Below are 25,984 nucleotides of genomic sequence, written 5' to 3'. Positions count from 1 at the left end.
ATCCCAATTAAATTTTACTGAATTTATACCCCACACCCCAGACCGTCTGCAAATATTTGGGGTTAGCCGGGTCCTTTTCTATTTTTTGCCGCAGCCTGCGCACAAAGACATTAATAACGTTTAAATCGCCGAAATACTCCCGGTCATCGGCAAGCTCCAATAATTGCTCCCGGCTAAGTACCATGCCGGCATTGCGCATGAGAATACCCAGCAGCTTAAATTCTCTCGGGGTGAGATCTATTTCCTCGCCCCCGGCAAATAGCTGGTACGAATCAAAGTTAATTTCCAGCTCGCCGATTTTTACTATATCTTGTGCAGCACTGCTTTTTTCTACTTTGCGATAGCGCTTTAACACCGCTTTAACCCGCATGGCCATTTCCAGAGCGCTAAAAGGCTTGGACACGTAATCATCTATATCCAGAGTAAAACCAACAGCTTTATCTACCAATGCATCTTTGGCAGAGAGAATGATAACCGGGGTATCAAATTGAGGCCGGATTTTTTTTAAAAACTCAATACCATCCATTTCCGGCATCATTACGTCAAGAATCACCAACACTGGATTCTTATTTAAAAAGACACTGAGAGCTTCGCTGCCGTTTTCTGCCTCCAATACCGTAAAACCCTCATTTTCCAGGACCTGTCGTAGAATACGTCGGATTTTCTCCTCATCATCCACAACCAGTATTTTCTCAGTCAAGGCTTTCCCCTCCTGCCGCCGGCAGTCGGAACCAAAAGGCGGTTCCCTGCCCCGGTTCACTTTCCAAGCCAATTTCTCCGCCCTGCATCTCAATTAACCCTTTGGACAGGTACAGCCCCAGGCCTGAACCGGCCTGCTTCTTGTTAACCGGCACGGCTCCCTGGCGGAATCGCTGAAAAATCACTTCTTTTTCCTCCCGACTTATTCCTGCCCCAGTATCTTCCACTCTAAAGACCACATACTGCTGTGTTTTACCCTCACTGTTTACACGAACTGTTATCCTGCCTCCCGGATCCGTAAACTTCACCGCATTGCCCAACAGATTCACCAATACCTGCCTCACTCTTTCCACATCGCATTTTACCCTGGGCAAGCCGGGCTCAATATCTGAGGTAACCGTCAGGCTCTTTTCACGGGCCAAGGGCATGAAAGCCTTTATGGTCCCCTGGACGATTTCATCCGCTCTGTGCTCCTGAATGTCAGGCTCGATGGCTCCCGCCTCCAGCTTGGCCGTATCCAGCAGATTGTTAACCATGTTCAGAAGCTTTTCGGAACTGGATTTTAAATCAGCCAGATTCTGCTGGCGCTGATGGGCAAAGGCCGGCGCTTCCAAAAGTTCGATAAAGGCCAGTATGCAGGAAAGCGGGGTGCGCAGTTCATGGCTTACACTGGCCAAAAATTCACTTTGCAGCCGGTTCATCTTCTCCAGATCATGGTTTATCCGAGCCAGCTTTTCCTTTTCCTCTTCCAGCTCAACGGTACGCTCTTTTACTTTCTGTTCCAACCCCTGATATATACCTGCCAGCTCTCTGGACATGGTGCGGAAACGCTCTTCTAGTATCCGAATTTCCCCCTGTCCGTTTACGGGAGAATCTGTGGAGCTAAAATCACCCTGCCCCAAACTCACCGTCATGGCAGCCAAACCTTCCAGCGGCGCAGTAACCAGCTTCCGCTGCAAAACGTACAAAATGCCGATAATTACAACCAGCAGGGCCAGAACAAAAATAACCTGCTGACCAATGCTCCTGTACAGCTCCTCGTAATAAGGCTGGGCGTTTATAACCACCGAAAGTGCACCGGCAAAGTCACCTTCCTCCAAACCTTCCCTCAAGTGTCCGGATATGTCCGGCTCGCCCGCCGGCGTACCGTGGCAGTCCAGGCATTCTTTTTCCGCGTACAGCGGCACCAGATAGCGAAACACCCTGGTACCGTCCAACTCATCTTCGGCCCAGAGATATTCCTGCCCCGGCTCCTCCTGTAGTTTTTTAATCTGTTCTATCTCAAATGAATCCGGCGTATTAGCCGCATTACGAGGCTCAAGCCGGGTCTGCTTAAAGGCATACTCAGACTTTTCATTAAAAATCTCACCAACTCCCCGGCCCACCGCAGCCGGGTTTAGGTACTTAAATTCAAAACTGCCCTCTGAATCATAATTGATAATGTCCTGCTTGGCCGCCATAAAAGTGCGGACAGATATAAACTGATCCGTAATCAGCCTGGCCTGGCCCAACATGTTTTCCGTGGCCACGGCACGCTTCGTACGAATACTCCAGCCCAGATTAATAAGCATCAGGGCAGACATCGCCAGGATAATATAGAACATGTAGATATGAATCAGCTTTTTATTTTTCATGGCTGCTCCCTAAGAAAATTTTCACTTATATTTATTCGACAAAGTTCTTCATTCACCTGTTAGAGCAGGTGAAAATACACACTTTTATCTATAATTTCTGCCCCGGCAATCGGACAAAATCCACCGCATAATGGGCAGTTATTTGCAGACAATAACTGCAAACACTCCAAAGGAGGTGTCCAATATGCCCGCTGTTATAGAAACAGATGTAAAAAAGATGCAAAAGTGTATTGATCTTTGCAACCGCTGCATGCAAGTATGTGAGGAATGCCTGACATCATGCCTGAAAGAACCTGATGCACAGGCCCGCATGAAATGCATTCAGACATTACGTGACTGTGCAGATATTTGCTCACTTGCTGCACAGTTTATGGCCCGAGGCAGTGCTTTTGCCAAGCAGATTTGTGGCCTTTGTGCAGAAATCTGTGAAGCATGTGCTACCGAGTGTGACATGTTCCAGGATAATCATTGTAAGCAATGCGCAGATATTTGCCGTCAATGCGCACAGGAATGCAGAAATATGGTTAATATGTAGTAACGCACAGAGGAAACCGCCAAAACGGTTTCCTCTTTATTTTGCTGCAGAAATTACCAGGACCGTTTAATCTTTGATATTAACTGCATATTAATAACCCGCTCCTTATTTTCCTTTAAACTATAAGTATACCGATAGGAGAAAAGGTTCCGGGGAGGGAAAACAATGGAACAGAAAAAATATAAAGAAAACACCATTACCTTATGGGGTGCAGTAGGCATGGGAACCGGTGTAATGTTTGGTGCTGCAATCTTTGCTGTATTGGGTCAGGTGGCTGAACTGGCGGGAGCGCTGTTTCCACTCTCCTACATCGGTGGAGCAATCATTGCCGCCTGCAGCGCTCATGCCTATGTAAAGATGGCCAATACTTACCCATCAGCCGGTGGCATAGGCATGTTTTTTGTGAAGGTCTATGACAAAGGAACTATTACCGCATCTTCAGCGCTGTTAATGGCCTTTTCAATGGTGATTGCCCAGAGCCTGGTGGCCAGAACCTTTGGTACTTATACGCTGCAGCTTTTTAATATAGGGCCGGAAAGTTGGCTTGTTCCCGCCCTTGGAGTGGGGCTCCTTGTTTTCACCTTTTTGGTCAATATTTCCCGCAATGAATTTATCCAGACCTTTACTTCCATAGTTTCGCTGATAAAAATTGTTGGAATCGCTGTCTTTTCTTATGCCGCTTTAACGGCAACCGGCCTTTCCCTGGAAGGTGTAATGGGACCTGTACCTGACCAGCCGGCACTGGGTTTTTTAGCCTCTTTGGCTCTGAGCCTTCTTAGTTTTAAAGGTTTCACCACCATCACAAACAGCGGATCAGAAATTATTAACCCCCATAAAAACATAGGACGAGCCATTACCCTTTCTATCGCTATTTTGTCAGTACTCTATTTGTTCATGGCTGTGGCGGTAGCAAGCAGCCTTTCCATACCGGAAATCGTGGCGGCCAGGGATTATTCCCTTGCCGAAGCTGCACGCCCCACCCTGGGAACATACGGCCTGTGGTTTACAGTGGGGATAGCCATACTGGCTACTGTCACCGTATGCATCGGCAGTGTTTTTGCAGTATCACGGATGACCGCCATGTTGTCGGAAATGAAATTAATCCCTCACAGCCATTTTGGCATGAAGGGGACCGTGCAAAGGCATATGCTGGTTTATCTTCTTGTTATCGGCATAGCTCTGACTATCTTCTTTGATTTGAGCCGAATAGCATCGCTTGGAGCAATATATTACCTGGTGATGGATATAATTTTTCAGTGGGGTGTTCTGCGAAGAATCAGAGAAAAAATTGATGCAAAACCCTCTGTCGTAATTGTCGCCCTTATACTGGACATAATTGCTTTAAGTGCATTTATCTGGCTAAAAGCTACTACCGACATGTTAATTTTGATTGTTGCCGCTATATCAATCAGCTTAATTTTTCTGGGGGAAGAATATTTCTTAAAGCACTATTTGTCGGAAGAGGCCCGTCCCTCTTAAATCCACACCATCTTCACTCGCTTATCACAACATTGTAAAATTTACTTCTTACAATGTTAAAGAGAAGGACCCTTTAACTACTATTTAGCTGAAAAAATTGGAGTGATGGCATGAAAAACCGAGTCATCCTTATTATTGTAGTATTGATAATGGGGATAATCCTGACTGTTACCGGGTGCGCCGGGGTAAGTCAGACTGAAGAAGCATATAAACTTTATGTCCCCAATGCCGGTGAAGGAACAGTTTCAGTGCTTGATTCACTAACCCGCCAAACAACTGCCACCATAAATGTTGGCGAATCTGTCTCTCATGGTCTGGGAGTCACGCCGGATAACAGTCTTCTGTTTACAGGTGATTTGGATGGCGGCAATATTTATGTAGTGGATACTGCAACCGATCAAATTAAAAACACAATTTCTGTGGGGGAGCGGGTTCACGGGATAGACATGAGTCCGGACGGAAATTATGTTTTGGTTGCCGCCGGCAGAAACTCCGGGCCGTCGCTGGTGGTAATTAATGTGGAGCTTCAGGAAGTAGTAACTGTGATTCAGGATGACCTGGTGGGCCCTACTCACATTACTTTCAGTCCGGACGGGAAACGGGCATATGTGGCGGATCCTGAACAGAGTGCCGTTGTTGTAGTGGATATGGTTAACTTAGTTACTGAAACTGTCTGGCAGACAGGGGCAGAAGGTGCCCAGGAAGCCAGAACTTCACCCCAGGGCGATTTGCTGTATGTAGCAAATTATGAGGGCAATATGTTAACGGTTCTGGATACAACTGACGGGCAAGTCCTCTATTCCTTACCGGCCGGAGAAGAAACCCACGCCGTAGATGTTTCTCCCGACGGTCAATTTGTGTGGGTTGCTGCCAGCAAAACCGGAGAGATTATCATCTTTGACGTTGAAAATGAGTATAGCATTGTTGATACAGTTACCTTTGGCAGGCCCAATCATATAAAGTTTCATCCCGCCGGCAATGAAGTCTATATTACTGATACAAGTAGCAACTCACTTACTGTTCTGGATTCGGCAACTTATGAAAAACTGGCTGAAATCCCGTTGGGGCAATCTCCCCACGAGATTAGTATAGTTAGAGGTAACTAATACCTGAAAGGAGCTTGAATGAATAAAAAAATCTATTTCTTAACCCTGACCATTTTATTTGCAGCGGGACTCTTGCTTGCCGGTTGCAGCAACGATCCCGGCGAAGCCGATAATAATGCGGCAGATTATAACTATGAGGAAGATGCCGGGCAGGAGGACATCATTGAGCAGTATTCCAGCACGGATTCCCAGGAAGGCGTAACGGCACAGGCATTGTGGATTGCCCCTGAACTTTATGAACTCGCCGTGGAGGAGGAACTGGTTACCGAAAACGAGCTTGAAGAAAATATTATTTTCGATTTGTGGTTATCAACACACTCCGGCGACTTAATGGATTTTTCATACGAAGATAACGTTGTGCTCAGTACCGACAACGGAGAAATATCCCCTCGAAACATTACTGTTATAAGCAGAGACAGTCATCATCCCAGAATGCTGCTTAAGTTTGAAAAAAGCCGCATTGAAGACACTGAGAATATGGAGTTATTGATAAAAGGCCTCCGCAATGTTCCCAAACGGACTTTTTCCTGGTAAACCACCGCTACTACAAAAGCTACCGCATTTGCGGTAGCTTTTACTTTACTGCAGCCTATTCTATTAACAGGTAGACATTCCCGCTCCTCTAACATAAAAACCACGGTAGAACATATTAGTGGAATAATCAATGACAGAATTGGCAATGAAGTTTTCTATTGTTTCATCATAAACTACCTTCACACCTTTTGATTCCACAACTACGTCATCTTCTTCGTGCAGCTCATCCAGAGCTACTTTTAGCTTGGGACCGCCTCAACCAAAGCCACCAAAAGAGACTCTCAGAGCCTTGTTTTCGCGGTTATCTTCTTCTGCCAGAATCTCCTCAAGCTTTTCTACGGCTTTTTCCGTTACCTTTATCATCTTGCTCACCACCTATCTTGAGCCTTATCTCACAATACCCTAATAGGGTATATAAACATAATAACTGCAGATTCTCTTCCTGTCAACCCATGCTATTGATAAATATTCCTATATTAGCAATGAAATCAGAGAGAAAAGGCTGTCTACACGTTCTCTACAAACTGAACACTCACACCGTTAGGATCTTTAACAAAGAAGAACCTCACGTGTGGATTGGGCTGGAAAGGGCCACTGTCTACTTCCAACCCTTTTTCTTTTATGTACTGAATCATTTCATCTACGGACTTCACCTCAAACCCAATGGAGATTCCCTCAACCTGCCGCGGTGCTTTTTGGCTAGGATTGCAAATCAGCTCTACCTGTGTTTCACCATCTCCCAAAAACACTAATTCCATCTCCGGCCCTGCTGTAAATCTTTTATTCACAGAAAGACCTACAATTTCCTGATAGAACTTTAACGATTCTTCCATATTCTTCACCGTAATTGTACACCATACAAATTTCATTACGTCCCTCCTAAGCTCTGCCTGTATTTATGCTAATTATATCGTTTTTTTAGAATGGCGGCAAAGAAACATAGTCATTTTTTCTACCACAATTATGCAGCCACAACAACTTACAAACAAACATTTTACATAGCAATAAAAGAAATATTAATAATTAAGAGAAACTGAACAATAGCACCTAAAACTTGCCGTTTACCAGCGGCAAGGAGTATAATTAGCCTAAAATGAGGAGCACAAACTAAAATGATTTATGCTCAAAATACTACAAACAACACCGGCGTTGCCATCTGTGGCGACTATAATGATTTTAACAATTTATATGGATCACTGCATACAGTGGTAGGCAATGAGGAAGAGCACCCGGCCCTTGAACAGTCCCGCCTCCGTGTGCTGGGCCTCTGCTACGATCTGCGCCATGCTTTTATGGGGGACCGGGAAATTCTTTTTGTGGACAATGGCATTAATGAGGACGTGAAACGATTTCAGTCTGTTATCTGCTCCGACAAGAATGTCTATATGAAAATCAAAATGTTTTGGCCGGAAACATTGTTTATCATTATGGTTCTCAACGAACTATTGGACCTCCACGCTGAAAGTTTGGCCAAAAAACATCACATCAGATTCACAGACAGCAAAACGATCTGGAATCTTCCCCTTGTTACAGTACGTCAATTTCAGGCGGCAATTATGCACTGCCTCAGTGAAACCGTTACTGCCCCCACATTTTCCCGCATGCTAAACATTATGAATTCCGAATATCTTACTTTTCGGGACTATCTCACTCAATATATAGACCTTCTTAACTACCGCTTTGTCAAAATGTCCCCGGAAAAACGCCTTAAAAACATTTCCATTATGGCAAAACGGATTGCTCAACGCGATAAAGACTACATAGATCTGGAAGATGAACTGGAAAGCGCGGCCAGAGAACAAGGATACCCCAGGGAAAGCTTTGAACTCCAGTTGGAACTCCCTAAGAAAATTGACTGGTAATGAAACTCTTGAAATACCTGAATTAGCCTGCATTGAATAAAATGGAATTTAGCTTTGCAATATGGGGGAAAAAATGGTATGATTCAAATATACAGAATTTTCACACAACTTTTATGGAGGTGTATTATGGCTGGTAATTACTATGCTTATCATCATGTTGTGACGCCACAGGATGCCACGGTACTGGGAATTGCCTATGATGCCAGATACCTGGACTGGGCCTGTATTGCCCGGGAACGGATGATTGTGGAAAACGGGGACTTAAACCAAATTGAGTGGCCCGCCTTTTTGACCGGTGAGGTCTCAATCCGCTACCTATATCCGGTCTTCCTCAACGAAAGTGTGGAAGTCAGGGTAAGCATCGGAGATTATTCTGAAGAACAGGGCCGGGCCCGCCTCATCTTCCGTTACGTCAACAAAAACGGACGGTTGCTGGCAGAAGGCCATCAGATTATCTTCTTTGTTAACCATGCCACCGGCATACGGACCTCACTGCCACCCACCTTTGTGAACCTGGCCCGGCAGTTCTCTGAGAATCAGAAAGTAACAATGTAAGAACGGCACGCTTATTCGGTTCCCATAAAACAAGCGACACGGGCTCCAACCCGTGTCGCTTGTTTTATGCCTCTATTGCTCCCCCTAGTGACACGGGGCATCAACATAGGCTTTTACATCACGGAAGCTATCCGAAAAAACACTGATAGTTCTTTTTGACAGTTAGAGCTTGAGGTTTAAGTTGCGTCAGATCAAATCATTGGTTTTGGTAAAGGGCTGCAACCTGCTGCAGAAACTGTAGTGGAGGTCCTGTATCGAGTGATGATAATCCCAGTTGTTCACGGAAAAACAGGGTGAGTTTATGGTCCCATTCCTGTTTTTCAATGGTGCTAAGTGAGCTGCGGCGCAGCAGGTATTTTTTCAAGACTGCAAATTCATTTTCGCTTATTTTGTGAATATTTAGCCGTGCTGCTCCGGTCCAGGGCATTTCCTCAACATGTAGTTCAAGGGGCTTAGGTACTTCTTCTATGTTTTCTTTAACCACAATCGTTCCGGCTGCCATATCGCCTAGCCTTTGACTGCTCTTGGTAACGAATACGGAAATCATGCCAATGGCATATGAGAACGGGAGCTGATCGATGATACGGATAATATTACGGATGAGAACTTTGACAAAGGTTACTGCCGAACCGTCTGATTGCACCACACGAATGCGAATTATTCGTTTGCCAGGGGTCTGACCGTTCCAAAAAGTTTCAAAAAAGATAAAGTATCCGGTCATTACGGCAAATACTAAAATAAACAGCAGAGCAATATTCAGAGTGGTATCCCAAGGGGCATAGAAGCTTATAACCCCCACAAAAATAATTAGGATAACCTGAATAACACCGTCGATAAAACGGGCAGCAAACCGGGAGCCAAGACCGGCTAATTCTAAATTCAGGTAAACTTTTTCAGGGCTAAGCCATTTATATTCTTGTTGCACTTGTTGCCTCCTGTTTTATAATGTTTCTGTTTTTGCGAATTCCTGTGTAGAGGTAAAGAAAGAAGAGCAGCATTGATAATACCGCCACCAGAAGCTTGGCAGCGCCCGGGAGGTTGCTGGGAGTGATAAAGCCCTCGATTAGTGCCGCAATGACAAACATGGGAATTGTACCTAAAACAAGCTTCATGGCTATTTTCCCTTGAATGAGCAAAGCGTCTTTGCGAAGGTAATCACCCGGTTTGACCAGCGCTTTGGCCAAAACGAGACCTGCTCCTCCACAAATAAAGATGGCAGCCAATTCAAGTGCCCCATGCGGTAAAATCAAAGTCCAAAATTCAAGTCCAAAACCTGCAGAGGTGAAGATGGCGCCGAGGACGCCGACCAGTAACCCATTGTAGAGCATAACATAAACCGTCCCCAGGCCCCAGGTAAACCCCAGGGCAAAAGATAAGAAACCGACTTGAATGTTGTTAACCATTATCATCGATGAAATTGCGGGCCTCTCTGCTACCGGCCAGTCGGCGCCCACATTGCCGCGTGCCAGGTCTTCGCCGATTAAGGTTTGCATCTGCTCCGGAACAATAAGTGAATTTAAAGACGGCTGGTAATAATTTAACAGGTAGCCTGAGAGCAGCCCAAAGATTAGGATGATGCCTGCTGCCGTAATCATTTGCCAATGAATGGCCACAAGTGAGGGGAACTCAGTGGAAAAAAATCTCATCAGTCGGTACATACCCATGGTTTCTTTTTTATAAATATGTGCATGAGCTTTTACCACCAATTTGTTTAGATACTCATTCATCTCGTGGCCGGGGAAATGGGTATTGGCGTAGGCAAGGTGAGCAGTAACACGGCGAAAAAGCGGCCCCAGCGCTTTTATGTCCTCCTGTGAAAGAGCGGCCGGACCGTTTTGTGCTATCTTATCGAGAATGAGATTAAGCCGTTCCCACGTTTTGCGGTTGGAAGCCAGAAAAACTTCGGAATTCACTACTGTACCTCCTACAATCTTGATTGCGATTTAAGTTCCAGGTATTTATTTATGGTGGCAACTGAAAGTTCGTCGGGGGGCACGTCTACTACCACCACACCGTTGCTTTTTAAAATGGAAATCGCTTCCCGACGGTTGCGCAGTACTGTCTGAGCCACAGCTTTTTGATATAGCTCCAATGAATCCTCAGGTGTTTTTTCGGCCTGCTTTACTATCTGCTGATCCAGCATGGTAATGCAGAGTACCAAGTGTTTGCCGGTCAATGAAGACAGATGTGTAATCAGGCGACGTGATGATTCATCATCAATCAGGTCGGTAAAGAAACAGATTAAGCTGCGCTTTCTGTTTCTGAAGCCGATATACCTGCAGACCGCCTGGTAGTCACTTTCCACTATTTGAGGCTGCAAGTTGTACAGTCCTGCCAAAATTTTTTGCAGTTGAGGTTGTCCTTTACGGGGCGGCAGGTATGTTTTCACCTCATCTGCAAATGAAATCATCCCCACATTGTCATCATGGGTTACGCCCACATACCCCAATAGAAGGCTGGTATTTACGGCATGATCCAGTTTAGATAGAGTGGTGATTGTGCCACTCATCAGACGTCCTGCATCCAGAACAAGCAAAATATTTTGACTGCGATCCACTGTGTACTGATTGACGGTAAGGCGGCCTCGCCTTGCTGTAGCTCCCCAGTTAATGCGTCGGTACGTATCATCAATCTGATAGTCGCGCAGGCTTTCAAAATCGGTCCCCAACCCTGTGGCACGTGAGCGTTTTAGTCCCGCCTCCACCAGATGGCTTCGCTGGGTCAGAATCTGATATTTTCTGATTTCCCGGATATTGGGATAAACACGAATCATGTTATTCTCTAAAGGCAAGCTGCTTTGCCAAATAAATAATCCCAGCCTGCTTGGATAGCGTAAATTAATGCTGCCAAACAGATAGTCGCCCCGCTTGGGAGGGTTCAGTGTATATCTAAATGTAGCCTGGGATGAAGCCGGAAGTTTGCCTGTGATAGTTTTTGCGCTGGCCTGGAAGCTAAACGGCGGCTCATCTTTGATGGTTAAAGTAAGGTCGGCGGAGCTTCTGTTAGCTGCGGTAATAGTCACCGGATTATCAGCGCCAAGGGAGAAACGATGTTCAAAAGTGCGGTCAATTTGCAGCATCCCGGGCGTTGGTGTTAGGCGCCGGTCGGCAAGCAGCAGCACGCCGGTGACTGCATTATAGAGGATAAATAAGGCCATTGCCTGGGTTGTGCTTATTGATGCAGCAAGGATGAGGAAAAACAAGGCTGCAGCACCACTGAAGACAATGGCGATCAGTCTGGGCGAAGAAACCATATGTAACCTCCGTTTGGCCTTTTTGATTATCTGGGAACCTCCACACCGTTTAAAATGAGCTGAATAACATCGTCCTGGGTTAAGCCTTCAATCTCTGCTTCAGGTTTGAGGATAATTCTGTGCCGCAAAACAGGAAAACAAACTCTTTTGATATCATCCGGAGTGACAAATGTTCGCCCGTTTAAAGCTGCCAGCGCTTTGCCACATCTGAGCAGTGCAAGGGAAGCCCGTGGACTTCCTCCCAAAAACAGGTTATGGTCATTTCGGGTTGCTCTGACAATGCTTAAAATATATTCCATCACTGATTCTTCCACCGTTATTTCGTCTGTTTTCCGGCTTAAAGCAATCAGGTCTTTTTGTTCCAGCACGGGGCGAAGCTCATTTAACACCGGAGCTTTTCCGTTTTGTAGACGCTCCAGCATTTGTTTTTCTTCACTTGCCTCAGGGTATGATACCAGCACTTTCATCATAAAGCGGTCCAATTGTGCTTCCGGCAGCGGATAAGTCCCCTCATGTTCAATGGGGTTTTCGGTGGCTACCACGATGAAAGGTTCTTCTAAAGCAATAGTTTCACCATCCAGCGTAACCTGTCTTTCTTCCATGGCTTCCAGCAGTGCAGCCTGGGTTTTAGGCGGTGTGCGGTTTATTTCATCAGCCAATAAGAAGTGGGTGAAAACCGGGCCTTTTTTTAACACAAACCGGCTGGTTTGGAAATTAAAGACGTTGTTGCCGATAACATCAGAAGGCATTAGATCCGGAGTGAACTGGATGCGTCTGAAACTGCAGTTTACCAATGAAGCCAGAGTATTTACAATGGTGGTTTTTCCTACGCCGGGAGGGCCTTCCAGCAGAACATGTCCCTGAGCAATAACGGCCACCAGAACGTCCTCCATAACGTTCCTTTGCCCCGAAATGATGTTGCCCATAGCAGAAAAAAGGTCTTCTGCCTGAGTATTAATCGCTTTGTCTTCCATTCATATTTCTCCTTTCAGGACGGCGCAATAGATTATTTTCCTGCCACATATCGATGTTGCGGGCCAGTGTAAAAAGTTCTTGTTCCGTTATGTCTGTTTTTGCCTTTAATGTTTCACACTGGGTCAGCAGTTCTTCCAGCTCAGCAACATTAACCCAAGGCCTTTTAGAAAAAATCTGCACCAGTTTGTGTGCGGGGATGTTGGCACCGGCACCTAGATATTTTGCCAGGTTGTCGAGAAAAGCTTGGTGAAAGCTCTCAAGTGCCAGTTTCTGTGCTTTACCCTGGCGATATATGTTAGCCAGAGACGTTATATATTCTCCTGCCTCCGGCAAATGATCTGCCGTCAGGGGAATCGGGCGTCCAAAGCGCTTACCCCAGAAGAAAAAGAGCAATGCGATGCCAAGCGCCAGCTGTGCGGCAGCAAATCGCAGAGGCCAGATAAATGCTGTTGTTGGTTCGTCAGTCCAGGAAAAACCATGCGCCAGTTCGTTAAACCAGACACCTTCCTGACCGTAATTGCGGACCACATTCAAAAACAAAATCAGATTATCTGCTTGACTGATAAATCTATTGGTCAGTAGGTATGATTGGGTTAAGATGATTATCTGTCCCTCACCGAGGGTTTTTTCAGCCAGGAAAATTCCTCGCTGATCGCCGTAGGCAAAACCCATTTTATCGTGCTGCACTAACCTTGTACCCCAGTTAAGCGTGAGGGTCTCAACGTCTTGCAGCAAATGGTGTTTTATGTCCTGTTCTGTGGAAATCCGGTGTGTCTCCGGTTCATGAAAAACCAGCTCTGTGTCTAACTCCAGCTGCTCATAAAGGGGTGACGCATGCTGTGCTGCAATAAATATTGTATTACCCTGACTCACCCACTCTGCCAAATCATGCCAATGGTTTACCAGCAGTGTATCTCCTGGCTCAATAAGAATCATTAAACCGGGATCAGAGGGGACTGCATCTAAAAGCTGAGCAGAGCTAATGCCCACCTCTTCCAGCAATAAATATATCGCTTTGGTTCCGTCGGCCATGGGACTGTATGAAGAATAAGGCTGATATGGTCCGGCTGTCCTGAAAATCAGCAAACTAATTACCAAAAGGGCAACGACAAACAAAACTATTATTTTCTTTTTAGTCATGGGAAGCCTCCCGGATAAGGGAAAAATAAAGGTCCCGTCCCTTTTGGAAATCTTCCATGTTACAGTGCTCTAATCCATACCATTTATAGTCAAACAGATTGACCATGGATTTAAAGCGTGCTTCCAACGTAGCTGCATTGCTTCTGATTTCAGCCAGATACTCATGGTTTGTCTTTGCCGGTCGGTAAGAGATCACTCGTCGGTTGTCCATTTCAAACAGGAGAGAAAGATACAGGTCGCGAAGCGCCAATCTAAAATGGCCGGCAGATGCTTTTTTCTCTGCTTCCTGCAGCAGGCTGGGCGGTGAAGGGCGTACAGTGGCAGCCTCGGTAACAGCGATACTTTCTACATTAGAGCTCATACCTTTCAAGAAAGGTGCTGTAAGCCGAACAAGCCAAAACGTCAGCAAAATACCTGCGACAACGATGGCAATAATCAAGACATCGTTTACGCGATCCAGGTTTATGTATGACAGGACACGTAACAGCAGATGGCTAAGATATTCACTGATGCTAATGCCCTCACGGGCATGTGCAAACTCTGCAGTGTTTAAGATTTTCTCCAGTAGCTGACGGGCATCGTCGTTATTAATTTGTGCATTGGCGACCAAGCTGAAGCTGTAAAGCTGTATCATGCTCCCCCCGTAGTTTCATTGGAAGTAGTAATTCCGTCAATTGCCATGTCCAGATCAAGATTTTCCTGACGCACCCGCAAATCATAATAGTAGAGCGTATATGCAATGGCCGTCAGCGGGGTGATCAAGATGTGGACGGGGATGTTTACCAAGGTATTTACAATTGCATATGTAGTGGGATTACCAACAAAAAAGAATCCTGACAGTAAACCAAACGGGATGGCAACGATGGAGGCAATAATGCCGGTTAAAATTCCAATTAGAATAAAAACGCCCAGAGAGCGCCACCAGTACCCTTTGATGAGGCGCCTGCTTCTCCTTATTCCCCCTAACGGCCCCTCATCTTCAATGATTATGGTGTGAAAATACATGGCAAAGCTGACTATTAGATAAATTCCCGGAATGATCAGTGCCAGAAATCCAAGAAAAACGGCAACGGCCACAAGCAGGCCCCCCACTAAGGCAGGTACGATTTTCCGTACGCCAAACTTAAAAGCGTCGTTGGCTTCAATATCCCCTCCCGCTATTTGTTCCGCTGATTTTTTTATCAGGCCGCCATAGGCGATGGCCTGCAAAATCCCCCCCACAATGGCAAAGATAATACTGCCGGCAAAAAAGCCGGAATTAATCATAACCCCAACTCCGTCTAAGGGGTCAATCGCTGCCACGGGAAATAAAAGCAGGGACAGGATGTTGAGCAGGGCGGCAGGGACAATCCCCAGGGCCACCAGGGTCCAATATGATTTGAAGTCATTTCTGTAGATTGAGAAAGTATGGTCTAAAATATCTCCCACGTTCATGCGTTTTATCATTTATGTACGCCTCCCGGTTGGAATATTATGTACATGTTGAAATTCAACATTTATTACCATAGTCCTTTACAACTGCATTTTTTCCTGATGACCATGTAGGTTTTCCCCGCCCTAAAGAAAGAGAGGATGAACTGGCCATCCTCTCAATCACTGCTATACAATTAACCTAAACGGTTGTTATTTTACTTTTAATTGGCAACCTCCAGGATAAGAATATGGTCCGCTGTATTAACCTGCGTACCGGATTTAATGGATTGTTTGACGATAGTTCCGCTTTCCCTGGAGGATTCCACATATTCATAGATAACTTTTAAGCCCTGTTCTTCCAGCTTTGTTATCTCTGCCCCCATTTCTTCCGATCGGAAATCCTTTTTAACGTAATCACCGACAATTACCCTGCCACCCTTACTGACGGTGAGGGTCACGGAAGAACCTGTGGGCACAGTGGAATTAGCATTGGAGTTAATTATCACAGTACCTTTTGGTGTCATGCCGTCATACACGTAATCTACCTTATATGAAACTTTTGCCTTTTTACTATTCATTTCTGTAAACATTTGTGCAACATCATTTTCATTATGACCGCTGAAGCTAGGTATATAAGGTGACCCCAAAGAATAATAGAGGATAATTGTGGATTCACCCTCATTTAGCAGGGTCCCCGGTTTTACCGATTGACTTATAAGCCGGCCCGCCGGGATTTTATCATCATAATGCTCAATTATTGAAGCTACTACATTAGCAGTCGAAGCTTTAACCGCCGCTTCTTCTTTGGAAAGGCCGGAGAAAGAAGGGGCGTAAATTGCCCTGCCCTGAGACAACGTTATAGTAAGCTCTTCATTTTTGGCAATTTTGCTTTCCGGTAAAATGCTTTGCTTAATGATTTGGTTTTCCGGTACTGTATCGGAATAATCATGTTCAATATTTAGCTTGATGCCTGTCTGGTTTGTCCACTCCAGGACTTCCGGTTCTGCTTTGCCTGAGAAATCTGGCACTTCAATATTTTGTTCAAACTCCTCCGGTCCCCTGGAAACAATTATGGTCATTCTGTCTTCGCGTTTATAGTTTTCTGCGGTAATATCCGGGTTTCGAAACTCTTTTTTAATAAACCTGTTTTGCGGTATCGTATCATCATATTCCCTGTTAATGATAACATTGTCCGCCCTGTTATCTGCAATCCATTGTTCAATTTCAAAGGCACTCATCTCGGAAAAATCAGGTAACGGGATACGCTCCTGGGGGTTAGTGCCTTTGGAAACAGTCATGGTTACTGAACCGCCTTTAAAGATTGTTTCCTGAACACTGGGTGTTTGAGAAATTACCACACCACGGTCGTAATCCATGTTGTACTCTTCTTCCAGTTCAATAAAAATATTATTTTGCAAGGCCCAGACATGTGCCTTTTCAGCATAATCACCTACGAAATCCGGCAACCTCACCAGCCTTGAATTATAAATAAACAAACCGATAATTAAACATCCTGTTACTATGCCGGAGATAATTAACAACCGCTTTTGGCGATTTCTTTTGTCACTGTTTGGATCTTTTTCATATATCTCTTCTCTGGCATTATCAGGAATAGCTGCTTTTGCACTGCTTTGTTGGTACTCCGTTTTGCCCTCACCTGCCCCTTGCTCAGGGTGCCTGTCCTCAACAATCCGCTTGCCGTTTTTATAGTTATCTTTACTAAAGCCGTTAAGAAAATCACTCATCTAAAATAAAATTTCCTTTCCTGAGAGTTAATACTACGTCAGCTTCTGCGGCAATCAGCGGTGAATGAGTAACTACGATTACACATTTGTTATGATCATGAGCCAATTTCTTAAAGATAGATATTATTTCCGTTTCGGTATCCTCATCCACATTGCCGGTGGGCTCATCGGCCAGAATCACTTCCACATTGGTGGCCAGTGCCCTGGCAATGGCAACACGCTGTTGTTCTCCACCGGACAGCTTTGTAACCAGCCGGTCTGCCTTGGTTTTGGTAATACCCAGATAATCCAGCAAATTATAGGCAATGTCTTGTTTGTCGTCGGGAATCTCATTCTCAGTGATTGTCATGGCAACCATCACATTTTCCACAGCAGTCATATAAGGGATAAGATTATAGCCCTGAAACACCATACCAATCAGATTCCTTCTGATTGTGTTCAAATCATACTTGTTAAAAGACTTACCTTCATACTCAATAGCTCCTTCCTGGACTGAATCCATGGCCGCAAGCAAGGAGAGGAAAGTAGTCTTTCCTGAACCCGACTGACCAAGAATTGTATAGAACTTTCCCTTTTCAAAGTCGAAGTTTATATCTTTTAACACATATCTACGGTAATCACCATCAGGATAGTAGTGACTTAAGTTTCGTACCGTCAAAATAGACATTTCATCCCCCCTACAGCATGATCTTCTTGGGATCAAATCTGAGAATGTAAATTGAAGCGATAAGCTGGGCCAAAACAATGGTAGTTGTAACAGCAGCGTAAAACGAGATAATTGAGACAGGTGTCAAAGCTACACGGTAGTTCTGCAAAACACTGTCATAATCTATGGTTGTCAGGTAGTTTCCCATACGTGACCCAAACATCATTACCTCATTGGGATCCACCTGGGGTGTACTTAGCAGCATATCGGAGATAAACGAAGCTACAAAGACACCACTAATTAAGGCAAGAGTTGCTCCTACCAAGCCCACCGCCACACTTTCCACCACCATCTGTGATGTTATCCTGGACCGTTTCTCGCCTAAAGCCAGATAAATACCTATCTCTTTTTGTCGGTCACGCATAAAAGCAAACAGCACCAGCGCAAGGACAACCACGGCAGAGCCCAAGGTAATATAAAAAGCGTAGGTTAAGATGCCTTTCATTGATTCCAGAGGTTGGGCAACATTTTTAAAACTGTCTTCCTGAGTTGCAAAGCGATAAAAATCATTGTCAAGTGCTGACGCAGCAGCCCCCACAAACCGGTCTACTTCTTCCGACGAGTTTAGGATATAGGTAAATTGCACCCCGCTTAAAGGGTTGTATTCATAAAGTGAGTCCATCCTTTGCCCCGACCGTTCTTCTATGATTGGACGCATGGTCTCCATCATTTCCTGATTATGGGCAGCCACAAAATTATTGCTGGTGATAAGTCTGTTATTACGCATTGTCGCTTCCCAATCATCCCGCATCATATCCCCTTGATTGCCTGTCTGGGGCAGTTCTGTATACTCAATGAGACCCACTAACTGAAAGTCCGTTGACATTGTCTCTATGACAACCTCTTCGCCGCTTTCTGTATAATCCACTACCAGGTTATCAATTGATATGGTTTCCCCCACCACGTAATCATTTGCTTTCGCCAGTTGCTGAGTCATAATTAAAACGGGGCTTCCCTTATCTATTTCTTCCTGAGTAAAAGTCCGACCTTCAGCTATCTTGGCATCGCCGATTTCCAATAATGTAAAGTTAGGGTTTGCTACTCCCATCACTTCAAAGTAGGGGGTGTCACCCCCGAAAAACATGTAATCATCATTTTCTCCGCTATAAGGCTCCAGTGATTTAGTGCTAAAGCTTGCCATGGAGGAATAATCAAAGGATTTTATATATGTACCGCTTGCCGCCTCGATTCGTTCCAAATCATCAAAGGTGATAAAGTCTATTTCAATACCCCCGGGGTCACTTTGGCTCTCAAATATCTCCCTTAACCTTTCATGATTTATATCCAAAGACACAACCGGTGGCAATTCCCTCAGTATTGCATCTTTGGTACCGTCCACAGACTGCACAATCAACAATGATGAAAGCATGATATTACCCAGAATAAGAACAATTAAAGCAAAAATCAGGGATTTCAGCTTTCTTCTTGTGATACTTGTAAGTGCACGTTTAAAAAAATTCAATCATCTCGCCCCCCGGCTCAACAGCTTAATGGAAATTTATGTTTATATCTTTTCTTCATAATTCAATTTATTGTTAATTATTCCTTCCTATGACATAAACAATGGTGATTAAGCTTCCTTAATATCTCATACTAATTTAGCAGCTTCGCAAACTGCGATTTCCTCAGTAAAAAAAAGCAGGCCCTGAGGCCTGCTAACAGAACTAACCAGAATATTTGAACGCCTGTTATCATTTGGTCATTAGCCAATGCACATCTCTATGGGGAACAAACCCCAGTTTTGCCGTCAGGTTTAGGGATTTTACATTCCATCCTTCTATCTGGCCAAATGGTATTTTTCCTGCGCTGCGTATTTTCCCAATTAATCCGATCATTACCTCTGTGGCGTAGCCTCTGTTGCGGTATTGGGGCAGTACATGCAGAAGGCCCATGGCTCCGTCATCATGGGTGGCAGCCCAGGCCACTAACCTGCCCTGTTCATAGATGCCGGCGCTTTCGCCCTGTGTTATTCTTTCTTCAATATATTTAACTGACGTTATGTCCTTATAGGGTAAGTGCTGATAGATGTAGGGAGCATCCTCCGGGGAAAGAGCGACGGCAGAAGATTCTGCGGAAAGCTCCACATCTTCCCGAAGCAAAAACTGGGTAGTGGACATCTTCCAGGCAACCTTCCTGTGCTCTGTAAATAACGGCAGCATCCAGCTTTCCAGGCAAGCAAAGTTTTTATCTGTACTGCTGATTTGCTCCGTTAGCGATGTTAGTTCTGCCATATCTGAGCTGCTGAAATAAAGCCAGTTATTATCACTGCAGCCACGCACCGCCACCGATTCCCCGGCTTTTAAAATACCGGCGATACGGTAGTTTTCCATGAAATTAATAATATTAAGGTTTTTAACCGGTTCGTCTTTTAGACATTTTAATGTTTCTCTATATGCAGGCTCAGTTATATGCCACATTCATCACCACTCCATTCTTTCATAATTCTACTATAGCCTTGTTTTCAGAACAACAAAAAAATTAACCCCTGGTCTATTTTAAGACCAAGGGCCGGCAAGGTTATAGAAATGACAGTTTTAACTTTTCCATAAACCATGGATGTTGCAGTACTCCCTCACCGTCACGTCTTTGGCATCAGTCACAAAGTATGCTTCCGGCGCATCTCCGGGCTTAAGCCATTTACGCAACAGTGTTCCGTCTGCGATAACCTCAATCCATTCAATATAATGCTCACTTTCCATTGGGTGGGGAACGCTACCGATTGTCACTTTATAGCCGTCTTCTGTTTTTTCCACTACCGGTACATGCTTTTCCTTGGAAGCATCCACGGTATTTTCGTGCATGAGCTCCATGGGTTCGTTGCAGCAAACCAATTCACCCTCTGCGGCATGCACCACTTCAGTAATATTCCCGCAGACATTACATTTAAAAACCTGCATTAATTCCGTCATTAAAATCACCTCCGCTAATAATTATATTCTAATACTCATAGCAGAGCGATAAATTAACAAATCCTTAGAAGTCAGATAGGGTAGCAGCGCACCAGTTAACAAGAGTGCTCTGTTAAACCTTTTGGGGTCTCCGCATCCGCCCGAAGAGTATAAGACCGGCACTAATCAATATATAAATGGGCGTAAAGTTAAAAAAGATATCGCGATAAGCATCGGGATGTAATTCAATAAAGAAACCGCTTATCCACATCAGTAATAAAATAACGCCCATGGTCACCCCATAATGAAAAGCATAAATGGCCGGTAGAGACCATTTGGGAAACAGGTTAAAAATCAGGATGCTGCCGATACCAATGGCAGTAACCACAAAACGCATTAATAGGTGCGCATGGGTATCTGTGGTTCTGCCTGCCAGCATGGCAAACCCGGAACTGGTAATGGTAAGCAGGGTATAAACAACACATATCAGGATTAAGGCGCTCTTTACATCTAGTTTTACTCTCATCAAAACAATCCCTTCGGTTTAGTTATATTTATAATAACATTATAATAAGGCATTCTGAACAGAAATGAAACAACTTCTGAACAAAAGCCATCCGCTAGTGCTAATTGTCGTTCTTCCCTTGAAATCAGGTTAAGTTTCTGCAAAAAAACAAGCACCGCCAACCCCAGGTGGATATGCAGCAGTAACACAGCAAAAACACACCACATATGATATAGCGTATTTGCTTTCAACTTATAGCTACAATAATGAGGAGAGATATGGAGAATCTTAGAAAACCTGTAGTTGCAGTGTATGTTAGCAATAAGGTTTTTAATAATTTAGTTAAGCAGCAAGATAAGAAGTATTTAGCAATAAGGGAACTGGCTAAAGCCAACGAAATAGCACAAACAACACTATACTTTTTTTCTTATGGCGGTGTGGATTTTGAAAACTACCTAATCACCGGCATTTTTCATGATGGTACAAATTGGGTTTTGAGAAAGTTCCCATTTCCTGATGTGTTTATGGATCGCTTTAATATGACTACGCGGGTCCGAAAAAAACATTTAAATTATGTGAGAAAAAAGTTTGATGCACTGGGCATCAAAAAAATCAATCCCCGCCATGACTTTGATAAGTGGGAACTATATGAGTTACTAACTACGGAACCTCTATTGCGTCGGCACCTGCCGTATACCAGGCGCTATCTCAATAAATTCGACCTGAAAGAAATGCTGCTGGCAAGCAATAAAGTCTATATCAAAGCACGTAGTGGATATGGCGGCAGGGATATAATGTCGGTCAGAAAGCTCCCCGACGGAAAATATGAATACAATTTTTATCGCAACCAGGTAGTTACAAAAACGATACAAAGCTTGGACGCCGTAGGTAAAAAAATAGAATCGTTTTTCTTAAACAAGGATTTGATTATCCAAGAGGCCATCGATTTATTATGTATAGATGAAAGCTTGATTGATTTGCGTGGAGAGGTCCAAAGAAACGGCTGCGGGGATCTGGAACTTACGGCCATTCCCTTCAGGGTTGGCAGAAAGGGAGCGCCGGTAACAACAAGGGGCACCAGCTATCCTTTTGAGCAATTCTGCAGAGAAACCCTCAACCTTGAAGCAGGAAGTGTTGCTGTCTTTAAAAAGCAGGTCGAACAGTTTTTAAAAGCCGTTTACAAATGCGTGGAGGACCGTTACGGCACATTTGGTGAGCTGGGTATCGACCTTGGCCTCGATACCCGCGGCAAATTATGGTTCATAGAGTGCAACGCTAAATCAGGCAAAGTGTCTTTATCCAATGCCGCTGACAAAGACACAATTATTAAGGCTTTTCTCAACCCATTGCAATACGCAAAATATATTTATTTGACAGATACAGCAAAAAGAAACTGAAACTCAGTTTCTTTTTGCTGTACAGGGCTAACAACCCCTTCACAACTGTGTTATGATTTAGATAGTGAATGTTTTAACAGGGACAAAAGGTTATCCTGAGGAGGTAACAATAACATGGCTAATCTGCAGTTTTCCGGACTGGTCTTTGGAATTCCCAAAGAAATAATGAGTGGCGAAAGACGTGTCTCAGCAAATCCGGACACCATTGAACAGTTTATCGCCGGTGGGGCAAAAGTGTTAGTAGAACAAGGTGCAGGTGAGGGCTCTTTTATCAGGGATGAGGAGTATGTAAAAGTTGGTGCAGAAATCTGCAGGGAGCCAATGCAGGTTTTTGGAAATGCAGATATTATCCTCAAAGTTAAAGAACCGGCCTTTAATGAAATACAAAAAATGCACGAGGCAGACATGATGCATGCCGGTCAAGCCTTAGTGACATTCTTACACCCTGCTGCCCCGGCGAATCATAACCTGGTTAAGACACTGGCGGAAAAAGGCATTTTAAGTTTAACGCTGGACAGTATCCCGAGAATCTCACGGGCTCAGGAAATGGACGCGCTTACGTCTATGAGTACTGTGGCAGGGTACAAAAGTGTTTTATTTGCCGCCAACACGCTGACAAAATTCGTCCCCATGACCGGCACTGCTGTAGGAATGATAAAACCTGCCACCGCATTGATCATCGGCGCAGGCGTGGCAGGACTGCAGGCAGCAGCTACCGCTAAACGGCTGGGAGCAGTTGTGTATGCCACAGATATTCGCCCTGATGCCCTGGAGCATGCCAAAAGCCTGGGGGTAAAAGTAATAGAAACGGGGATTCCCCATGAACTTACCACAGGCCAGGGGGGCTATGCCAAAAACCTGCCCGAGGAATGGCTGCTTAAAGAGCGGGCTATTATCCGGGAGACGGTGGTAAACGCCGATATAGTTATAGGCTCCGCCTTGGTGCCCGGTAAAGTTGCCCCCATCTTAATTACTGAAGAGATGGTAAAACAAATGAAGCCCGGCTCTGTAATTATTGACATCTCCATCGATCAGGGAGGAAACTGTGACTTAACTGTGGGTGGAGAAATAGTGAGGCGCTATGATGTAACCATCGACGGCACAAAAAATATCCCCGGCATGGTTCCCACCACATCAACCTGGATGTTTGCCAGGAATATCTATAATTTCGTATCCAATCTGCTCAAGGACGGCAAACTGCAGATAAATTTAGAGGATGAGATTATTTCTTCATCCATTGTTACAAAAGATGGGGAAATACTTCATGCCGGAGCAAGGGAAGCTATGGGCCTTGATTAAGAAAGGAGCTAAGTTATGAATTTCTTATCTTTACTACTTATCTTTATTGTGGCGGCACTGCTTGGTTATAAAGTAATCAGCAGTGTGCCGCAACTGCTGCATACACCTTTAATGTCCGGCACCAATGCTATTTCCGGAGTAACAATTCTCGGCTCACTGGTCTCAACGGCATTTGCGCTCTCACTTGGCAGCAAGGTTTTTGGGTTCATAGCCATTGCCCTGGCCACCATTAATCTTGTTGGCGGCTTTGTTGTGACAGACAGGATGCTAAAAATGTTTAGGAATAGTTGAGGTAGATGCCATGAGTGGAACATATCTTGTTTCTGTTGGTCTGTCCGCCCTAATCCTGCTGGGAATCAGGTTAATGGGTTCTCCCAAAACAGCCAGACAGGGAAACCGTCTGGCTGCAGCCAGTCTGTTAATGGCAATATTCTTTGTTCTTTATAGTAACCAAATTCTTAGCTCTCTTTTGCTATGGGCGGCAATTGCCACCGGCGGATCAATTGGGTACCTGTTGGCAATAAGAGTTTCTATGATTAAAATGCCGCAAATGGTGGCTTTGCTAAACGGCTGTGGTGGCGGAGCATCGGCCCTTGTGGCACTAATTGAAATTATTGAACGGTCCGGTCAAATGGATATTTTTACACGAACTTCCAGCCAACTGGCATTTCTGGTGGGCGGTATAACGCTCAGCGGCAGCCTTATTGCGGCAGCCAAATTAGACCTGCGTCTCCCACAAAAACCCGTTGTAATACCGCAGGCAAAATTTATTTCACTGATACTGCTTTTAACCGCAGGGGTTTTGGCCTTTGTAGCCGCCACAAACCTTGTCCCGGAAACAGTGGTACTGACGTCGTCGTTGGTAATAACCCTGTCTTTGGTTTTAGGCATCCTCTTTGCCATCAGAGTTGGCGGTGCCGATATGCCCGTGACCATTTCCCTGTTAAATGCCTGTTCCGGCCTGGCAGCAGCTATTAGCGGTTTTACAATTTCTGAGCCACTGCTGGTGGCTGTGGGGGCAATCATCGGAGCTTCCGGGCTGATTCTCACAAAGATCATGTGCTCTGCCATGAACCGCTCTCTTATCAGTATTCTGCAGGGAAACACAATTGTCTGTACCGATTCACAAACCATAACTCCCACTGTGGAGCACAGAAGCACACCGGGCCAGGGACAATCACCGGCTGAACTTATCAGGAATGCCAACAGCGTAATTATTGTTCCGGGCTACGGCATGGCTGTGGCTCAGGCCCAGATGCAGGTAAAAAAGATCGCAGACTTATTGGAAGAAAAAGGCGTGGACGTAAAGTTTGCCATTCACCCGGTGGCGGGGCGTATGCCGGGACACATGAATGTTCTTTTGGCCGAAGCCGATGTGCCCTACGAAAAGCTTTATGAAATGAAGGAGATAAACCCCTGCTTTAAAGACACCGATGTGGTGCTGGTAGTGGGCGCCTCCGATGTAATTAACCCCGCTGCCAACACCGCAGAAGGCACACCAATCTATGGTATGCCGGTTCTAAACGTTGCCGAAGCCGGTCATGTAATTATCTGCAATCTGGACACAAAACCTGGGTACTCCGGCGTGGAAAACACCCTCTACTCCATGTCCCATGTCTCCCTCCTCCCCGGCAATGCCGCCGCTACCCTGGCTAAGCTGGCCTCAGAGATAAGTGATCCTTCCTGTTTAGAAAACGGCATTACAAATGCTCAGGTACAAACTTCTGCCGGCGTTCTAAAAGAAGCCCGATCCGTTATCATTGTCCCCGGCTATGGTATGGCTGTGGCCCAAGCCCAGATGCATGTAAAGAAAGTTATGGATTTGTTGGAACAAAGAGGCGTGGACATAAAGTTTGCCATTCACCCGGTGGCCGGACGTATGCCGGGACACATGAATGTTCTTTTGGCCGAAGCCGATGTACCCTACGAAAAGCTTTATGAACTGAAAGAAATAAACCCCGGCTTTAAGGATACCGATGCGGTGCTGGTGGTGGGTGCCTCCGATGTAATTAACCCCGCCGCCAACACCGCAGAAGGCACACCAATCTATGGCATGCCGGTTCTAAACGTGGACCAAGCCCAGCAGGTAATTATCTGCAACCTGGACACAAAACCCGGCTACTCCGGCGTGGAAAATACGCTCTACACCATGCCCCATGTTTCCATCCTCCTTGGCAACGCCTCCACCACCCTTGAAAACCTTATCAATGCCCTGCAGGGGGGCAGATCCGACATTCCCACATAACTTTTTCACTTGCC

At 45.1% G+C, this 25,984-nt stretch carries 26 protein-coding genes; 10 read left to right on the top strand and 16 right to left on the bottom strand.

What is annotated here, in order from left to right; translation table 11 throughout:
* Window positions 1-7: 7 nt before the first annotated feature.
* Both DEALDRAFT_RS06320 and DEALDRAFT_RS06315 read right to left on the bottom strand, forming a co-directional pair.
* The gene (locus tag DEALDRAFT_RS06320) at window positions 8-700 is read right to left on the bottom strand and encodes a response regulator transcription factor (RefSeq protein ID WP_008515912.1); all 693 of its coding nucleotides are present in this window, start codon (window positions 698-700) and stop codon (window positions 8-10) included.
* Window positions 693-2,333 (bottom strand): ATP-binding protein, encoded by a 1,641-nt coding sequence (locus DEALDRAFT_RS06315; protein WP_008515911.1) that lies wholly within the window; start codon window positions 2,331-2,333, stop codon window positions 693-695. Before DEALDRAFT_RS06315 ends, DEALDRAFT_RS06320 begins: the two co-directional genes overlap by 8 nt.
* Window positions 2,334-2,517: 184 nt before the next feature.
* On the opposite strand from DEALDRAFT_RS06315, the gene DEALDRAFT_RS06310 reads away from it, so the two are divergent.
* The 4 genes from DEALDRAFT_RS06310 (at window position 2,518) to DEALDRAFT_RS06295 (ending at window position 5,987) form a co-directional block, all read left to right on the top strand.
* Entirely contained in the window at window positions 2,518-2,868 is a 351-nt protein-coding gene (locus DEALDRAFT_RS06310) for a four-helix bundle copper-binding protein (RefSeq protein ID WP_008515910.1), read from the top strand.
* Between the two features lie 165 nt (window positions 2,869-3,033).
* Window positions 3,034-4,347, top strand: a complete 1,314-nt coding sequence (locus DEALDRAFT_RS06305; RefSeq protein WP_008515909.1) for an APC family permease — start codon at window positions 3,034-3,036, stop codon at window positions 4,345-4,347.
* Between the two features lie 110 nt (window positions 4,348-4,457).
* Window positions 4,458-5,453 (top strand): YncE family protein, encoded by a 996-nt coding sequence (locus tag DEALDRAFT_RS06300; protein ID WP_008515908.1) that lies wholly within the window; start codon window positions 4,458-4,460, stop codon window positions 5,451-5,453.
* Window positions 5,454-5,471: 18 nt separating this feature from the next.
* Entirely contained in the window at window positions 5,472-5,987 is a 516-nt protein-coding gene (locus DEALDRAFT_RS06295) for a hypothetical protein (protein WP_008515907.1), read from the top strand.
* A 506-nt stretch (window positions 5,988-6,493) separates the two neighbouring features.
* Here DEALDRAFT_RS06295 and DEALDRAFT_RS06290 read toward each other — a convergent pair.
* Entirely contained in the window at window positions 6,494-6,856 is a 363-nt protein-coding gene (locus DEALDRAFT_RS06290; protein WP_008515905.1) for a VOC family protein, read from the bottom strand.
* 243 nt (window positions 6,857-7,099) lie between these two features.
* On the opposite strand from DEALDRAFT_RS06290, the gene DEALDRAFT_RS06285 reads away from it, so the two are divergent.
* Both DEALDRAFT_RS06285 and DEALDRAFT_RS06280 read left to right on the top strand, forming a co-directional pair.
* Window positions 7,100-7,849 (top strand): DUF6904 family protein, encoded by a 750-nt coding sequence (locus DEALDRAFT_RS06285; protein WP_008515903.1) that lies wholly within the window; start codon window positions 7,100-7,102, stop codon window positions 7,847-7,849.
* A 126-nt stretch (window positions 7,850-7,975) separates the two neighbouring features.
* Window positions 7,976-8,404, top strand: coding sequence for an acyl-CoA thioesterase (locus tag DEALDRAFT_RS06280; protein ID WP_008515902.1), 429 nt, complete (start codon window positions 7,976-7,978; stop codon window positions 8,402-8,404).
* Between the two features lie 196 nt (window positions 8,405-8,600).
* Here DEALDRAFT_RS06280 and DEALDRAFT_RS06275 read toward each other — a convergent pair whose 3' ends face one another.
* From DEALDRAFT_RS06275 to DEALDRAFT_RS06215, 13 genes are all read right to left on the bottom strand, one after another.
* On the bottom strand, window positions 8,601-9,329 hold the full coding sequence (locus tag DEALDRAFT_RS06275) for an RDD family protein (RefSeq protein WP_008515900.1): 729 nt from the start codon (window positions 9,327-9,329) through the stop codon (window positions 8,601-8,603).
* A complete protein-coding gene (locus tag DEALDRAFT_RS06270) occupies window positions 9,313-10,317 on the bottom strand; it encodes a stage II sporulation protein M (RefSeq protein ID WP_008515899.1) in 1,005 nt (334 codons plus the stop codon). Before DEALDRAFT_RS06270 ends, DEALDRAFT_RS06275 begins: the two co-directional genes overlap by 17 nt.
* A gap of 11 nt (window positions 10,318-10,328) precedes the next feature.
* Complete coding sequence (locus DEALDRAFT_RS06265; protein ID WP_008515898.1) at window positions 10,329-11,657, bottom strand: DUF58 domain-containing protein; 1,329 nt, start codon at window positions 11,655-11,657, stop codon at window positions 10,329-10,331.
* A gap of 26 nt (window positions 11,658-11,683) precedes the next feature.
* A complete protein-coding gene (locus tag DEALDRAFT_RS06260; protein WP_008515897.1) occupies window positions 11,684-12,631 on the bottom strand; it encodes an AAA family ATPase in 948 nt (315 codons plus the stop codon).
* The gene (locus DEALDRAFT_RS06255; protein WP_008515896.1) at window positions 12,612-13,772 is read right to left on the bottom strand and encodes a DUF4350 domain-containing protein; all 1,161 of its coding nucleotides are present in this window, start codon (window positions 13,770-13,772) and stop codon (window positions 12,612-12,614) included. Before DEALDRAFT_RS06255 ends, DEALDRAFT_RS06260 begins: the two co-directional genes overlap by 20 nt.
* Window positions 13,765-14,406 carry a DUF4129 domain-containing protein gene (locus DEALDRAFT_RS06250; RefSeq protein ID WP_008515895.1) on the bottom strand — a complete coding sequence of 214 codons (642 nt, stop codon included), beginning with the start codon at window positions 14,404-14,406 and terminating at the stop codon, window positions 13,765-13,767. The genes DEALDRAFT_RS06255 and DEALDRAFT_RS06250 overlap by 8 nt, the downstream gene beginning before the upstream one ends.
* A complete protein-coding gene (locus DEALDRAFT_RS06245) occupies window positions 14,403-15,218 on the bottom strand; it encodes a hypothetical protein (protein ID WP_008515894.1) in 816 nt (271 codons plus the stop codon). Before DEALDRAFT_RS06245 ends, DEALDRAFT_RS06250 begins: the two co-directional genes overlap by 4 nt.
* A 188-nt stretch (window positions 15,219-15,406) precedes the next feature.
* A complete protein-coding gene (locus DEALDRAFT_RS06240) occupies window positions 15,407-16,930 on the bottom strand; it encodes a PASTA domain-containing protein (RefSeq protein WP_008515893.1) in 1,524 nt (507 codons plus the stop codon).
* Entirely contained in the window at window positions 16,923-17,597 is a 675-nt protein-coding gene (locus tag DEALDRAFT_RS06235; protein ID WP_008515892.1) for an ABC transporter ATP-binding protein, read from the bottom strand. The genes DEALDRAFT_RS06240 and DEALDRAFT_RS06235 overlap by 8 nt, the downstream gene beginning before the upstream one ends.
* 10 nt (window positions 17,598-17,607) lie before the next feature.
* The gene (locus tag DEALDRAFT_RS06230) at window positions 17,608-19,098 is read right to left on the bottom strand and encodes an ABC transporter permease (protein ID WP_008515891.1); all 1,491 of its coding nucleotides are present in this window, start codon (window positions 19,096-19,098) and stop codon (window positions 17,608-17,610) included.
* 229 nt (window positions 19,099-19,327) lie between these two features.
* On the bottom strand, window positions 19,328-20,053 hold the full coding sequence (locus DEALDRAFT_RS06225) for a GNAT family N-acetyltransferase (RefSeq protein ID WP_008515889.1): 726 nt from the start codon (window positions 20,051-20,053) through the stop codon (window positions 19,328-19,330).
* 117 nt (window positions 20,054-20,170) lie between these two features.
* On the bottom strand, window positions 20,171-20,545 hold the full coding sequence (locus DEALDRAFT_RS06220; protein ID WP_008515886.1) for a desulfoferrodoxin: 375 nt from the start codon (window positions 20,543-20,545) through the stop codon (window positions 20,171-20,173).
* Between the two features lie 112 nt (window positions 20,546-20,657).
* Window positions 20,658-21,050 carry a DUF6608 family protein gene (locus tag DEALDRAFT_RS06215; protein ID WP_008515884.1) on the bottom strand — a complete coding sequence of 131 codons (393 nt, stop codon included), beginning with the start codon at window positions 21,048-21,050 and terminating at the stop codon, window positions 20,658-20,660.
* Window positions 21,051-21,307: 257 nt separating this feature from the next.
* On the opposite strand from DEALDRAFT_RS06215, the gene DEALDRAFT_RS06210 reads away from it, so the two are divergent.
* The 4 genes from DEALDRAFT_RS06210 (at window position 21,308) to DEALDRAFT_RS06195 (ending at window position 25,970) form a co-directional block, all read left to right on the top strand.
* Window positions 21,308-22,426 (top strand): YheC/YheD family endospore coat-associated protein, encoded by a 1,119-nt coding sequence (locus DEALDRAFT_RS06210; RefSeq protein WP_008515883.1) that lies wholly within the window; start codon window positions 21,308-21,310, stop codon window positions 22,424-22,426.
* 114 nt (window positions 22,427-22,540) lie between these two features.
* Window positions 22,541-23,725: an NAD(P) transhydrogenase subunit alpha gene (locus tag DEALDRAFT_RS06205; RefSeq protein WP_008515882.1), complete on the top strand. Its 1,185-nt coding sequence runs from the start codon at window positions 22,541-22,543 to the stop codon at window positions 23,723-23,725.
* 15 nt (window positions 23,726-23,740) lie between these two features.
* Window positions 23,741-24,016, top strand: a complete 276-nt coding sequence (locus tag DEALDRAFT_RS06200) for an NAD(P) transhydrogenase subunit alpha (protein WP_008515881.1) — start codon at window positions 23,741-23,743, stop codon at window positions 24,014-24,016.
* A 10-nt stretch (window positions 24,017-24,026) separates the two neighbouring features.
* Entirely contained in the window at window positions 24,027-25,970 is a 1,944-nt protein-coding gene (locus tag DEALDRAFT_RS06195; RefSeq protein ID WP_008515880.1) for an NAD(P)(+) transhydrogenase (Re/Si-specific) subunit beta, read from the top strand.
* Window positions 25,971-25,984: the final 14 nt, after the last annotated feature.

It is taken from the genome of Dethiobacter alkaliphilus AHT 1, from assembly GCF_000174415.1.
Taxonomy (GTDB): Bacteria; Bacillota; Dethiobacteria; order Dethiobacterales; family Dethiobacteraceae; genus Dethiobacter; species Dethiobacter alkaliphilus.
The sequence above is the reverse complement of the archived record's forward strand: the minus strand, read 5'-3'. Positions and strand labels throughout refer to the sequence as shown.